This is a genomic window from Chryseobacterium sp. 1B4 (assembly GCF_036631475.1).
Lineage (GTDB): Bacteria > Bacteroidota > Bacteroidia > Flavobacteriales > Weeksellaceae > Chryseobacterium.
Genome location: NZ_JAPNUF010000009.1, coordinates 1 through 14,072, shown reverse-complemented (window position 1 = coordinate 14,072; position 14,072 = coordinate 1). Strand labels below are relative to the sequence as shown.

At 37.0% G+C, this 14,072-nt stretch carries 15 protein-coding genes and 3 pseudogenes; 8 read left to right on the top strand and 10 right to left on the bottom strand.

The features are described from left to right. Positions 1-53 precede the first annotated feature (53 nt). Complete coding sequence (locus OWR28_RS19145; protein ID WP_332388081.1) at positions 54-623, top strand: DUF2892 domain-containing protein; 570 nt, start codon at positions 54-56, stop codon at positions 621-623. A gap of 61 nt (positions 624-684) precedes the next feature. Here OWR28_RS19145 and OWR28_RS19140 read toward each other — a convergent pair whose 3' ends face one another. The 3 genes and pseudogenes from OWR28_RS19140 to OWR28_RS19130 form a co-directional block, all read right to left on the bottom strand. After that, on the bottom strand, positions 685-1,317 hold the full coding sequence (locus OWR28_RS19140) for a trimeric intracellular cation channel family protein (protein WP_332388080.1): 633 nt from the start codon (positions 1,315-1,317) through the stop codon (positions 685-687). Positions 1,318-1,427: 110 nt separating this feature from the next. Then, positions 1,428-1,892: a pantetheine-phosphate adenylyltransferase gene (coaD, locus tag OWR28_RS19135; protein ID WP_002983612.1), complete on the bottom strand. Its 465-nt coding sequence runs from the start codon at positions 1,890-1,892 to the stop codon at positions 1,428-1,430. An 84-nt stretch (positions 1,893-1,976) separates the two neighbouring features. Continuing rightward, a pseudogene (locus OWR28_RS19130) lies at positions 1,977-2,962 on the bottom strand (D-alanine--D-alanine ligase). 156 nt (positions 2,963-3,118) lie between these two features. Between OWR28_RS19130 and OWR28_RS19125 the strand changes: the two are divergent. From OWR28_RS19125 to murI, 5 genes and pseudogenes are all read left to right on the top strand, one after another. Beyond that, positions 3,119-4,216, top strand: coding sequence for a PASTA domain-containing protein (locus OWR28_RS19125; RefSeq protein ID WP_332388079.1), 1,098 nt, complete (start codon positions 3,119-3,121; stop codon positions 4,214-4,216). Positions 4,217-4,289: 73 nt separating this feature from the next. Beyond that, positions 4,290-5,363, top strand: a complete 1,074-nt coding sequence (locus tag OWR28_RS19120) for an RluA family pseudouridine synthase (RefSeq protein ID WP_332388078.1) — start codon at positions 4,290-4,292, stop codon at positions 5,361-5,363. Positions 5,364-5,414: 51 nt separating this feature from the next. Further along, a complete protein-coding gene (locus tag OWR28_RS19115) occupies positions 5,415-6,365 on the top strand; it encodes a PorP/SprF family type IX secretion system membrane protein (protein ID WP_332388077.1) in 951 nt (316 codons plus the stop codon). A gap of 51 nt (positions 6,366-6,416) precedes the next feature. Beyond that, positions 6,417-7,540 (top strand): annotated as a pseudogene (hemW, locus tag OWR28_RS19110) (radical SAM family heme chaperone HemW). A gap of 61 nt (positions 7,541-7,601) precedes the next feature. Continuing rightward, complete coding sequence (gene murI, locus OWR28_RS19105; RefSeq protein ID WP_332388076.1) at positions 7,602-8,432, top strand: glutamate racemase; 831 nt, start codon at positions 7,602-7,604, stop codon at positions 8,430-8,432. 267 nt (positions 8,433-8,699) lie between these two features. Here murI and OWR28_RS19100 read toward each other — a convergent pair whose 3' ends face one another. Further along, the gene (locus OWR28_RS19100; protein ID WP_332388075.1) at positions 8,700-9,299 is read right to left on the bottom strand and encodes a nitroreductase family protein; all 600 of its coding nucleotides are present in this window, start codon (positions 9,297-9,299) and stop codon (positions 8,700-8,702) included. 84 nt (positions 9,300-9,383) lie between these two features. Between OWR28_RS19100 and OWR28_RS19095 the strand changes: the two genes are divergently transcribed. Further along, complete coding sequence (locus OWR28_RS19095) at positions 9,384-9,731, top strand: winged helix-turn-helix transcriptional regulator (protein WP_041462075.1); 348 nt, start codon at positions 9,384-9,386, stop codon at positions 9,729-9,731. Here OWR28_RS19095 and OWR28_RS19090 read toward each other — a convergent pair. The 6 genes and pseudogenes from OWR28_RS19090 to OWR28_RS19070 form a co-directional block, all read right to left on the bottom strand. After that, positions 9,728-10,299 (bottom strand): annotated as a pseudogene (locus OWR28_RS19090) (RsmD family RNA methyltransferase). The gene OWR28_RS19095 and the pseudogene OWR28_RS19090 overlap by 4 nt on opposite strands. A 70-nt stretch (positions 10,300-10,369) precedes the next feature. Further along, positions 10,370-11,086 (bottom strand): DUF3822 family protein, encoded by a 717-nt coding sequence (locus OWR28_RS19085; protein WP_332388074.1) that lies wholly within the window; start codon positions 11,084-11,086, stop codon positions 10,370-10,372. An 18-nt stretch (positions 11,087-11,104) separates the two neighbouring features. Next, positions 11,105-11,281, bottom strand: coding sequence for a Smr/MutS family protein (locus OWR28_RS27150; protein WP_494168491.1), 177 nt, complete (start codon positions 11,279-11,281; stop codon positions 11,105-11,107). A 61-nt stretch (positions 11,282-11,342) separates the two neighbouring features. Next, positions 11,343-11,597 (bottom strand): DUF8465 domain-containing protein, encoded by a 255-nt coding sequence (locus tag OWR28_RS27145; RefSeq protein ID WP_494168490.1) that lies wholly within the window; start codon positions 11,595-11,597, stop codon positions 11,343-11,345. Between the two features lie 100 nt (positions 11,598-11,697). After that, positions 11,698-12,195, bottom strand: coding sequence for a metallophosphoesterase family protein (locus tag OWR28_RS19075; protein ID WP_332388073.1), 498 nt, complete (start codon positions 12,193-12,195; stop codon positions 11,698-11,700). After that, positions 12,195-13,163 (bottom strand): hypothetical protein, encoded by a 969-nt coding sequence (locus OWR28_RS19070; RefSeq protein WP_332388072.1) that lies wholly within the window; start codon positions 13,161-13,163, stop codon positions 12,195-12,197. Before OWR28_RS19070 ends, OWR28_RS19075 begins: the two co-directional genes overlap by 1 nt. Before the next feature lie 209 nt (positions 13,164-13,372). Between OWR28_RS19070 and OWR28_RS19065 the strand changes: the two genes are divergently transcribed. Then, positions 13,373-13,912, top strand: coding sequence for a serine hydrolase domain-containing protein (locus OWR28_RS19065; RefSeq protein WP_494168489.1), 540 nt, complete (start codon positions 13,373-13,375; stop codon positions 13,910-13,912). Positions 13,913-14,072 lie beyond the last annotated feature (160 nt).

The following is a 14,072-nucleotide window of genomic DNA, read 5'->3' as shown; positions in this document are numbered from 1 at the left end:
CTTCTAGCTTCTAATCTCTAATTTATTTATCTTTGCACTTCTAAAATTTAATAATGAATAAATACATAAAAATTGCAGTAGCAGCAATCCTTATTTTACTGGGACTTTATATGATGTTCTTCACGAGAAATCTTGGGTGGGGGATTGTTGTGTTTCTTTTAGCTGCATTTCCGATCCTGCTATTCTTTAAAAATGAGTATATCCTTTTGGCATTCTGGCAATTAAGAAAACAGAATATGGAGAAAGCCGGAGAATGGTTATCAAAAATTACAGATTATAAAACACAGCTTCATAAGACCCAATACGGATATTTCCACTATTTATCAGGATTGACCCAGGCACAGGATCACCCTGCGAAAGTAGAACCTTTCATGAAAAAAGCATTGGAGTACGGTTTAAACATGAAGCATGACAGAGCAATGGCTACTTTAAATCTTGCTGCAGCCGCTATTTCCAAAGGAAGAAAACAGGAAGGGCAGAAGCTGTTGGAAGAAGCAAAGAGATTAGACAGCGCAGGAATGATGACGGATCAGATCAAAATGATGAAAGAGCAGTTGAAAATGCCGACGATGCAGAAACATATGCATAATCCTCATATGAGAAACAGAGGAAAGTTCTTCTAGTCACTTAAAAATATAAAAGCACCCTGAGAGGTGCTTTTTTTATATCTGTGAAAATTGGATTCTACATTTCCGAACTGTGATCATGACCGTAGAACTTAGGGATCTGCCAATGGTATTTTACAGCAAATGTTCGTATGGCAACAATCAGTAAAATAGTAAAGATCTGTACAAAAGTATAGGAAAACGGCGCATACCTGGTCATCAGAAGAAATGCTGCTCCTCCTACAATACATGCCGTAGCGTAAATTTCCTTTCTGAAAATCAATGGAATTCTGTTAAGCAGTATATCCCGGATTATCCCTCCGAAACAGCCGGTTATGGTTCCCAATGCAATACAGATCATGGGATGAATACCTGCATTTAAACCTTTCTGAACTCCGATAATAGTAAATAAGCCAAGACCAAAACTGTCGAAAATAAACAAAGTTACCTTGAAGTTTTTTTCAAGAGATTTGAAAACCATTGAAAAAATACTGGTCACCAGGATCAGGGCACATGTCAGAAGATCATGCATCCAGAATACAGGAATATCAAGAAGCAGGTCTCTTACAGTTCCTCCTCCCACAGAGGTTACAAATGCGATAATAAGTACCCCGAACGGATCCAGCCGTTTCTGCATCGCTGCAAAACTTCCAGACATGGAAAAGGCAATGGTCCCCAGGACTTCTATTGCAAAATTGAACTGTTCGTGCATATATAATTATAAATGATTGTTGATAAATGATAATTGATGAATGATTTCTGCTTAAGCAAATTCTTGGCCATTATATCAATTATCATTTATCGCTCATCAATTATATTTTTTTATCGCTCCACTCTCACGGATTCAGGAACCAGCAGTTCGTATTCTCCTCCATGATTAATAATCTCTCTTACAATACTGCTGCTGATGAAAGATTTTCCTGAAGAAGTCAGTAAGAATACCGTTTCCAGTTTTTTATGGGCCAAAGTCCTGTTGGTATGGGCAATTGCCTTTTCAAACTCGAAATCGGCCGGATTCCTTAGTCCTCTGATGATGTATTGTGCATTTTTTTCAAAGCAGTAATCCACGGTAAGTCCTTCAAAATAATCTACCTCCACATTGGGAAATTCAGCGACTGAATTCTGGATAAATTCCATTCTTTTTTCAAGAGGGAACATATATTTTTTCTGAGAGTTCTGTCCGATAGCGATGATTAATTTATCAAATAGCGGAGCTGCTCTTTCTATAATATCGTAATGTCCTAGTGTAATCGGGTCAAAAGACCCCGGGAAAACAGCAATTTTCATGTTGTACGAGTTATGATTTTGAGTAGTGAATTATTTGTTAAAAGTGTATCAATCTCTAACTTCTAACCTCTAATCTCTAACTTTTTATTGTTTATTAAGTGCTTTTTCAACTTCATTTCCACAAAGATCCATAATGGAAATCCCATAATGTTTGGCCTGCTGAGGGAGAATACTTGCAGGAGAGAACCCAGGGTTGGTGTTCATTTCCAGCATGTAAGGAATACCGTCCATCAGAATATATTCGCTTCTTGAAAAGCCACTCATTCCTAATGAATTGTAAGCTCTTTTTGCAATTTCCTCCACTCTTTTTGTGGTTTCTTCGTCAATTCTTGCCGGTGTAATTTCTTCAGAAGCTCCTTCGTATTTTGCCTCATAATCGAAGAACTCATTGGTGGGAACAATTTCTGTGATTCCTAAAACAATGGTTTCTCCTTTAAAATCAATAACTCCTACAGATACTTCCATTCCGTTTAGGAAACTTTCGATCAGAATTTCATCATCTTCTTTGAAGGCAATTTCAGTAGCAGCAATCAGCTCAGATTTTTCTTTCACTTTTGAAATCCCCAGAGAAGATCCGGATTGGTTAGGTTTTACAAATAAAGGAAGCTTCAGTTCTGATACGATCTCGTCTACATTAATGTCTTCACCTTTTCTTAAATAAATGCTTTTCGCGGAAGGAATCCCATATTTTGAAAGTACAGCCAGTGTATCTTTTTTATTGAATGTAAGAGCGCTCTGGTAAAAGCCGCAGCCAGTATATTTTTGTCCTATTGCATCCCAGTATGCCTGAAGAATTCCGTTTTCTCCCGGTGTTCCGTGGATGATATTGAAGCAGACATCAAATTGTAAGGTCTCTCCATTATCCAAAGTCACAGAAAAGTCACCTCTGTTGATGGCATATTTTTTATCATTTTCTCCTAAAAATACCATTCATCTTTAAGAACTACTACTTTATATACGTCATAGAGATTTCTGTCCAGAGAATCATAAATCAATTGTCCGCTTTTTAAAGAAACGACATATTCATCAGAATAGCCTCCCATTACTACGGCAACACTTTTTTTATTCATAACCATATAGTATCAATTAAGGCAAATTTAATCATTTTATATAATGCAATACGGGAAATCGGCAAATTTTAAAATCAAAAATGAATTGTGTTAAATAAAAAGTCCATTCTAAAATTATTAGCTATATTTGCGGTTATAATTAAAGTATTTTTAAGTATGCTTAAATCACTTTTCAATTGGAAAGTTTTACTGAATTTAGTAGTAGCCATCGGTGTTTTCGTTGGGTTGGTATGGCTCACATTTCGCTGGTTGGAGTACCATACTAATCATGGTCAGGAAATTCCTGTTCCCAATGTTGTAAACAAATCGGTACATGATGCCGTTAAAATATTAGATGATACAGGATTGGAATATGAAGTAGACAGTGCCAATTATGACCCTAAATACAGACCATTCCAGGTTTTGCAGGTTTATCCTGCTCCGGGTTCCCGTGTAAAAGACGGAAGAACTGTAACGCTTAAAGTAAATCCCAGAACTTGGGCTCCTATTGCTGTTCCGAATGTTATCAATAAATATTCCGGGCTGGCTTTCCAGAGATTGGATCAGGTAGGTCTTAAAATCGGTGATACGATCTATGAGCCTAGTATTCAGAAGGACGCTCTTTTAAGAATATTATATAAAGGAAATGCTGTCAATCCGGGTACCCGTTTACCAAGATTCTCAACGATTGATGTAGTGGTTGGTTCCGGACCAATGAGAAACATTTCTATTCCTAATGTGGTAGGACTTACGGTAAAAGAAGCAAGAGCTGTCATTACCAAGAGTATGTTTGAAGTAGGATTGGTAGAACATGAAGATGGCAGTAATGATGAATCTGATATTATTTATTATCAGGATCCTGCAGCTGGAGATGTTCGTGACCAGGGAATGCAGATTGACCTTTGGGCAAGTAAGAAAACTCCTGCTGAATTAAGGGCTAAAGTGGAACAGCTGAATTCTATCTACCGTATGAAAGTAGATACTTCACTTCCTCCGGTACGATATGAAGAAGTGCACAGTGAGCCGAGCTATGAAGCTCCCGCAGTACCTGCTCCAAGAAGAGAAACTCCAAAGCCTGAAGTACCGAAAACAGAGGCTCCTAAAACTCAGACTACAGCTGTTAAACCAGCTGCTTCCACAACAGAAAAGCCTAAAACTTCTGCAGCGAACGGTACTCATGCTGCGCCGACAAATAATACAGCCAAGCCGGCTGCATCCACAACAACACAACAGCCTGCGCAAAAGCCGAAAGCCAAGAAGGTTGTCGTAGAATAAGATCAGATTAATATCAAAAATACAGGCTTCAACTGCAAATGTTGAGGCCTTTTGTGTAAAAAAATATAAAACAATGTCAGAAGATAACGACGATTTTTTAGATGAAGAATTATTAGATTCCAACAGTATTGAAAATATCGATATTGATGAGGAAAATAAAGGATTGTATGAACATCTTAATATCACTGTTGACAGTAAACAGGAACCGTTAAGAATTGATAAGTTCCTTTTAATATACAGACAGAATTCTTCAAGAAATAAAATTTCACAAACCTGCAGAGCCGGAAACGTGATCGTGAACGGAGTTCCGGTAAAGCAGAATTACCGTGTGAAGCCGGGAGATCAGATCTCTGTACTGCTTGCCCATCCTCCGAGAGAGAATGTCATTATCCCGCAGGATATTCCTGTGAATATTATTTATGAAGACGATGACCTTGTTGTCGTGGATAAGGAAGCAGGAATGGTGGTGCACCCGGGATTCGGAAACTGGGACGGAACATTGGTGAATGCGCTGGCGTATCATTTTGAAAAGAATGGTGAAAAATCCGATCTTGACAGGGTAGGACTTGTTCACAGGATTGATAAAGATACATCAGGGCTGCTGGTAATTGCCAAGAATGAATATGCACTGAGCTTCCTGGCAAAACAATTCTTTAACCGAACTACGAAGAGGCTATACTGGGCTTTTGTATGGGGAAATCTTCAGGAAGATGAAGGAACCATAAAAGGCCATATCGGAAGACATCCTAAAAACAGAATGCAAATGTCTGTTTATGAAGATGGCAGCCAGGGAAAACATGCAGTAACCCATTACAAGGTTCTGGAAAGATTCAAATACATGACCTGGGTAGAGTGTAAGCTGGAGACAGGAAGAACACACCAGATCAGAGCGCACTTCAGACATATAGGGCATACTTTGTTTAATGATGAAAGATATGAAGGACATACTCCTTTAAGAGGGGTAAATCTTCCAAAATACAAGCATTTTATTAAAAATGTTTTTGAAATTTTGCCAAGACATGCCCTTCATGCACATACCCTTGGATTTATACACCCAACAACAAAGAAGGAATTATATTTTGAGAGCCCAATGCCCAAAGATATGGCGGATGCTGTAAAAAAATGGAGAAATTATTTGGAAAACTAAAAATATATTGAGAATTTTTTTATATTTGTTGAATTGAAATCAAGATTTGTTATGAGAAAACTATATGCTATCGTATGTTTAGCTCTTTTGTCAAATGCATACAAAGCACAAGAATCACTACCATACTATCAGCAATATCTTTTGGATGGTGAGTTCCTGTTCAACCCAGCTCAATACGGAAAAACAGATTACGTACAGCTCAACGCCAATTATCAACAACAATTTTCAAAATTCAGTAATTCTCCGAATGTACAGTCAATCGGGATCAATGCGAATATCTTTGATAGAGTAGGTGCTGGTATTTCCGTGTTCAGAGACAGTAACGGACCGATCTCTGCGGGTGGTATCACGGCTGGTGCTTCATATTTTATTCCGCTAAGTAGTGAAGGAGACAGAAAAGACCAGTTCTCTTTCGGTACAAGTGTTAACTTCTATAACATGAATTTTGACTATTCAAAAATCAATACTGAAGAAGGAGGTGACCCGTTATTAAGAGGGGAGGAAAGTAATATCTTCATGGTGTATGCGAACTTCGGTTTGGCTGCTACCTACAGAGGTTTATTCGGGGGTGTTTCCGTAAATGATATCGCATTAAGTAATGATGCTTCAATCGTAAACAACAACGAACCTTCTCCAATTAAATTCTTCTTGAACTTAGGATATAACTGGAATATTGCTGATAATATTACAATTGCACCTTCAGCATTGATCAACCTTAATACAAATTCAACAAGAATGATCGACTGGAACCTGATGGCGACATTCTCAAACGATATCAACGCATTCTCTTTCGGGGTAAGCTACAGAACGGTTCAGAACAGATTTGACAATCAGAACCTGAGTATCTCTCCAATTGTAAAAGTAAGATTCAACAAGTTCATGATCGGAGCTACCTATAACCTTGGATTGTCTGATATCCAGAACTATGGCGGAAACAGCTTCATGATTGGTCTGGGATATAACTTCGACAACTTTATTAATGTGAGAGGATTTAGATACTAATCAATTTAATTTAAATAAATTTGAGCTCTGAAAAATTTCAGAGCTTTTTTTATGATATACATTCACATTCCGTTCTGTAAGCAGAAATGCAGTTACTGTAACTTTCATTTTTCAACATCCCTGAATTTTAAGGATGAAATGCTCCGTGCCATGAAAACTGAAATATTACTGAGGAAAGACGAATTGCAGAACAAAAATCTGAAATCGCTGTATTTTGGAGGTGGAACCCCTTCTATTCTTTCTGTGGATGAAATCCGTTCTTTAATAGATGAAACATTACGTTATTTCAGCTTTGAAAAAGAGATAGAAATTACACTGGAAGCCAATCCTGATGATCTGGATAAAAACTTTTTAAAACAGCTTGCAGGAACACCCGTGAACAGGCTTTCCATCGGTACACAAAGTTTTTTGAGGAGGATTTGAAATTAATGAACAGAGCTCATAATGCTTCAGAGGCAGAAAGCTCTATCAAGCGTGCCCAGGATTTCGGCTTTGAAAATCTGAGTATTGATCTGATCTATGGTTCACCCGCCTCCAATCTCGAAATCTGGAAAGAAAACCTGAATAGAACCATCGCTTTAGAAATTCCTCATATTTCATCGTATGCCTTGACCGTAGAACCTAAAACTGCTTTGGAAAACTGGATTGCAAAAGGAAAGGTAAAAAGTCCTAAAGAAGAAGAACAAAATAAAGAATTCTATTATTTATCAGACTTTTTAAAAGATCATGACTTTGAACATTATGAAGTTTCCAATTTTGCAAAACCCGGTTTCTATTCGCGGCACAATTCCTCATACTGGAAATACCAGGAGTATTTGGGAATAGGCCCTTCGGCTCATTCTTACAACGGATTTGATGTCCGAAGCTGGAATGTTGCCAATAATCAGCAGTATATTAAGAAGCTTAATGATAAACTATTGGCTAAGGAAGAAGAAATTCTTTCTCAGGAAGATCAGTTTAATGAAATGATAATGATAGGCTTGCGTACCATTTGGGGAGTAGATATTGAAAGTCTGAAATCCAAATTTCCGGATAGCGTGCTGGAGCATTTTCAGGCAGAAATCAAACCGAAAATAGAAGAAGGTATTTTAATCATTGAAAATGGCCATTTAAAAATTCCTGAAAAACATTGGTTTATGGCAGACGGAATTGCTTCGGATTTGTTTATCGTATAATCCCCGGATGTATACAGATATGCGATAAAATTCATTATTTTTGTATAAAATTTCAGTTCATTTGAAAACTAAAAAACAAGATTATTCACATCTTTCACCAAGCCAGCCTATCGGAATTTTCGACAGCGGGGTAGGAGGTCTTACCGTTGCCAAAGAAATCAAAAGACTTCTTCCTAGTGAAGATCTGATTTACTTTGGAGATACCAAACACCTTCCGTACGGAGAAAAATCCCGGGAAGCTATTATTGAATATTCTACAAAGATTACCAATTTTCTGCTGGAACAGAACTGTAAAGCGATTGTGATTGCCTGTAATACGGCAACGGCTAATGCTTTGAATGAAGTAATGCAGTCTGTTGCAGGAAGAGTCCCTGTGATAGACGTTATCAATCCTGTTGCTGAAAAAGTATCTTACGAAATCCACAATAATGTTGGAGTTATTGCAACTAAAGCTACTGTGAATTCCGGATTGTATAAAAAGAGTATCCGCAAACATAATAAATGGATCAAGGTAGATGAACTGGCAACACCATTGCTGGTACCAGCCATTGAAGAAGGGTTTAAAAACCATCCGATTACCCATGCTATTATTTACAATTATTTAAGCAACAGTAAACTTAAAAATATTGAAACTTTGATTCTGGGCTGTACCCATTATCCTCTTTTAATAGATGAAATCAAGCAGTATTACGGAAACAGGGTCCGTGTAATAGACTCCCCGAATATTGTTGCCAATCATCTGAAGATTATCCTGGATAAATACAATCTTTTAAACGAGAACAATCCTAAACCGAATTATCATTTCTATCTTTCAGATCTTACCAAGAATTTTGAAAAGATCTCTAAGAAGTTCTTCGGGAAAACAATTGATTTAGAATTGAAAGTATTATAAATAAAGAGTCTGCCTCACATTGAAGCAGACTTTTTTATTTATTAAATTTTGTCATTACGAAATCAAGTTTAAGGCACAAGATTTATTTCCGATCAAATTTTATGCTTTATTTAGTTCCCACGGATTTCACAAATACCACAGATGAGAGCGCTTTTACAATAAAAAAATAATTAAAAATCTGTGTCTTCTTTGAAATCTGTGGGGAAATAATATTCAATTTCAATGAGGTTTTTTGTAAAGAGAGAGATTGTGAATTTGTGTTTAAAATTACGCTTCCAAAATTACTTTCTCAGCATTCAGTCTCTTCTTTGGATTGAATTTGGGCTGGTTGGCATCTGTTTCATCCCTTTCTCCGATAGCCACTGCGAATAGGGTTTCATATTTTTCATTCTTCAGAACAGCATCATATCCATCAGGTTCAATGCCTTCCATTGGAGTGGAGTCTATTCCCATGGCAGCACAGGCAGATAAAAGTACTCCCAATGACAAATACACCTGATGACGCAGCCAGGATTTTACAGCTTCCTCACCTTTGGGTTTTACCATTGTCCGGTAATAATTAACAGCACCTTCCGGAAGATTTTCTTCTATTTGTTTTTCAAAGTTTTCTACATCTTTGATCACCTGGAAAACAATGACATAGCTGCTTTCCAATACTTTTTCCTTATTAAAATAAGACTTGTCCCCTAATTGCTGCTTCAGCTGCGGATCGTTCACAAAGACGAAATTCCATGGCTGGCTGTTGATAGAAGACGGACTGAGATTTAAAATTTGTTTAAGCTCTGCAACTTGCTGTTCCGTAATTTTTCCCTGTGGGTTATACTTTTTTACAGTATACCTGTTTTTCATTTGGTCTAAAAAGTTCATAATTTTATACTATCATTTTTATAGTTACAAAATTAATTTAAGTTTCCTAACTTTGCAATAACGGTAAAAAATGATAGTATAAAAATGTATACCATAGATAATAAATCCTACCCCTGCTGTACGAGTGTTACCATGAAATTTATAGGAGGGAAATGGAAAGCAGTAATTTTACACCACCTGATTGATGGTGCCAAGCGATATAATGAATTAAGAAAGTCAATTCCTACGATTACGGAAAGAACACTCAGCTTACAGCTAAAGCAACTGGAAGAAGATGGAATTGTTGACCGAAAAGTCTTTACAGAAAAACCTCCTTTAGTGGTTGAATATGAATTAACAGACTTTGGAAGAACTTTATTGCCTGTTCTGGAAGCTATTACAAAATGGGGTGAAGAAGCTCCGGTTATCTCAAAAAAAATAATCAGGAATTAAAGTTCCTGATTATCTTCTTTATTCGGTTCAAAAAAACTGAAACTTACATTTCCGTATTTTCGGGTGTCTATTAAATTAGGATGATCGAATTTCATTCGGCTTTGGTGCTCCACGATAAGAACACCGTTTTCTTTCAGGTATTTATTGTTTAAAACCAGAGAGATAAGCTCGTGATATTTTTTCTCTTCCATTTCAAAAGGGGCATCGGAGAAAACAATCTCAAATGATTTTTTATTTCTGAATTTTTAAGCCAGTCAAAAACATCTCCTCTCTGTACATTGATCTGAAGTGCCATATCAAGTTCGGAAGCAGTAGCGTTGATGAATGCCGTGTGTTTTGGATTCATTTCCACAGAAGTTATATTCTGACATCCTCTGGAAGCAAGCTCCAAGGTAATAGAACCTATTCCGGCGAAAAGATCAAGCACGGAGATGGACTGCATATCGTATTTGTTTTCCAGAATACTGAATAAAGCCTCTTTCGCAAAATCGGTTGTAGGTCTTACTTCAAAATTCTTGGGAGCGGCAATTTTTTTGGCTTTCCATTTACCTGATATTATTCTGAACATATTGTTGTTAGGGGTTAGGTGGTAGATTATAGGTGGCAGATAAATGTTTCTATTATCTGCTGCCTGCAACCTAATTAAGTATAAAATTTTTGTTGGGAATGTTGTCAAAAACAATTTTCAGATTTTTAACGAACTTCTGAAGTTCAGAAATAAATGTTTCATTTTCCGTAGTTTCTCCATAAGCATAAAAGCTGGTTTCATTGATTCCGAAACCGATTTTGCTTAATGTAAACATAATGAAGTAAAGAAAATCTACTTCTGAATTGACATCCAGGTTATTATAAAGAATAATTTTCTTATTATCAATCGCAAAAAATTCACACTGATTATGATACAGGTTGATGTGAATTTCTTTACTGGTTTTATTATTGATTGAGCTTAAAAACTTTTCACCCGAGAAATTAAAATGAGCAGGTACAGCAAGTTCCTTTATTTTTTTATAATAGCTTTTCGGAAAAGTATAATAAAACTGAATATTGAATTTTTTGTTGATGGAGAGCATCAGTTCTTCCTTCTCTCTGTCAGCCGGAGCATTGAAGGCAATCAGATCAAATCCTGCATCGTGCTCGGAAAAGCCTTCCGGCATCAGGGTAAAGTGATTAAATGCTGAAATCACATGGATTTCTTCATAGCGCTGCCTGATAAGAACTTCGTCCAGCTTCTGTTCAATAAGATTGGCTGGTGTCTCTTCAGTAACGAAATAAGACTTTTCCTCCAGGATGCTTTTGTTTTTAACAATCTGGCAGATTAATCCGTCTTTGGTAAAAAGTAAATTAAGTACGTTCATATTTCAATTCCTGCAAATTTAGTGAAATTCTACCATTACCGCACCTGATTGATGGTGAAGTATTTCCTTATTATAAAAATCAATATTGACCTGGCTTTCCAGTACATCCCGAACCATCCGCTGTAAGGTACCGTCACCAATACCATGAACAATTTCCAGCCTCTTCAGGTTATTTTTTCTGCAAAACTCCAGCACTTCAATCAGTTTTTCCTTTTGAATGAACAGTCTTTCAAAACTGTCATAGTCATTGGGATTTTTACCAAATTATGAAAATGCAGGTCCAGAACCAAATGATTTTTCTGATGTTTCTTGGAAATAACTTTTGGGGCTCTGCCTTCTTTACGATCCTGATATTTTCATACAGATCAGCATCTTTCGGAACCAGCTTTTCCTTGGGATACTGATGGGTAAAGCCATACTCATCTTTAAAAACGACAATATTTCCCTTTACGGAAGTTACCATTCCGCTTAAATCTTCATCTACTACCGAAACCTTATCGCCGATTTTCATATTTTCAAGTCTCCTCTGAGTCAATTATTGGTACAAAGGTAGAAAGTAAAATGGATGAACACAAACTCCTTTACCCTCAAACGCTCAATCCTCCCACTCATCACACCCTCGGCCCCAGTTCAATAACTTCCAGATCCTTGATTTCTTCACCATCTACTACAAAGCGCATCATTGTTCTTACTGTATGCCAGCCCTGTTTTCCACAGGCGCCGGGATTCAGGTGAAGGAGCTTGTTTTTCTCATCGTACATTGCTTTCAGAATATGAGAATGCCCTGAAATAAATAGCTTTGGGGGCCGTTCTGCAATTTCTTTCTTCGCAAGAGGCGAATATTTCCCGGGATATCCTCCGATATGAATCATCAGAACTTCCAGTTTTTCACACAAAAAACGGTTTACCTCCGGAAACTCCGTCTGAATTTTGGAATGGTCAATATTTCCGTAAACTCCCTTCAGAGGTTTTATTTTTTCAAGCTGTTCAATTACATCCAGACTTCCGAAATCTCCGCAATGCCAGATTTCATCAGCCTGAAAAGCATATTTCAGGATCCTGTCATCAATATAGGAATGAGAGTCGGAAAGGAGAAGGATTTTGGTCATTATCTAAGGGTTCTTTCAGTAATATTTTCGTGGTATTTATCTTTGAATACGGCTACACGCTCAGGATTAAGTTCCCCGTCATGATTGATCACTCTTTCTTTCAGCAACCATTTTACCAGTTTTTCCATTCCTTTTTTCGAATTCATAAAATTGGATATTTTGGTCATATCAGTCGATTCTACTTTTGTTTTTTCAGTCAGGAAATTCAGGATAAAATAATCATCATTTACATATCTTGGCGTTTCATTATCCATATACCGGTAAAGAAGCACCTCCTCATCATCTTTCATAGAGAAAAAGGAATACTGGGCTGCATTGATCTTTTCTGCTTTCAGAATCTGTTTCCCATCCAGTAAAACTTTATCATCTTTAATGGTGACTTCCTGGGAAAAATATAAATTACAGCTTACCATCAGTAAGAAGAAAGCCAATAATCTGTTTAGTGTCATTTTACTATTTTTAAGATTGCAAATATAAAGAAGCTTCATCAACTGAGCCGGGATCTTAATCCGTAATATTTTTTGTTTTTCGGATAGAATCCAGTTTTTTTCAATATCCGCACTGAAAACCTTTTTTAGTTTCAGCTGATTCTCCGTAAGTTTGGTAATAACAAAAGTGCCTGTCATATTGGTATTGGAAGGAAATACTATGGTCACTGTAGAATCTGAAGCTTTTTTCCAGCTCCCGATGTAACGGTCTGCCTTTTCGTTTTTAGTCACAGGTTCTTCAAGAGCATCATATTTTAAGGTAGATCTGATCAGATTTCCTGTGATCTTTCCGTTTTTCTGAAATCTGATTCCTTCTCTTCTGGCCTCGAAACCATCCTGTTTTTCATAAGTATAAATATAGGTGTCCATTTTATTCAAATTCCAGGTTTGTAACAGCAGTGGATTGGCAGTTCTGTCCTGGGCTTTGACAACATTGATCGCGAAAAGAAAGAAAATACAGATACAAATAGGCTTTTTCATGAATACAACTGATTTATTGTAAAGTTTTAACACGGCTAAAATTAGCATCGCTTAATATTTAGTAAATTTGGGAAAATTAAAATAAACAATGAAACAGAAACTTTCTTTTTCATTTTTCTTTTAACTGTAAGTTTGGTCAATGCGCAGGTAGAAGAAAAAAGCTGGACGAACTGATCCAGAATACCCTGAAAACTTTTGATGTACCGGGAATGTCGGTGGGAATCGTAAAAGACGGTAAAGTAATCTATTCCAAAGGATTTGGAGTGCGTTCTCTTACCAGCAAGCAGCCAATGGATGATAATACGTTGGTGGGAATTGCTTCCAACTCAAAAGGTTTTACGTGTACTGCATTAGCAATTCTTGCAGATGAAGGAAAGTTGAACTGGGACGATAAAGTTTCAAAATATATTCCTGAATTTCAAATGTATGATCCTTATGTATCCCAGAATGTTACTATCAAAGATCTGATTACCCATAGAGCAGGGTTAGGACTGGGGCAGGGTGATCTTATGTTTTTTCCGGAAGGAGGAAGCTTAACGGTTAATGATATTGTTCATAATGTAAGATATCTTAAACCCGAAAATCCTTTCAGAACAAAACTGGATTATAACAACATCATGTTTATAGTTGCCGGAGAAGTAATTCACAGGGTTTCAGGATTAAGCTGGGCAGAATTTATTGAGCAGAGAATCATGAAACCTGTAGGGATGACTTCAAGTTTTGGCAGCTACAACAGGCAAAATCTGTAGCGAATAAAATTGATGCACATGCACCTGTAGACGGTAAAGCAATAGCTGTTCCCCATGACTGGAACGAAACTGCCAATGCTGCAGGCGGAATTATGAGTAATATTAAAGACATGACCACGTGGGCGGAATGCCTCCTAAATAATTTCACCACTAAAGATGG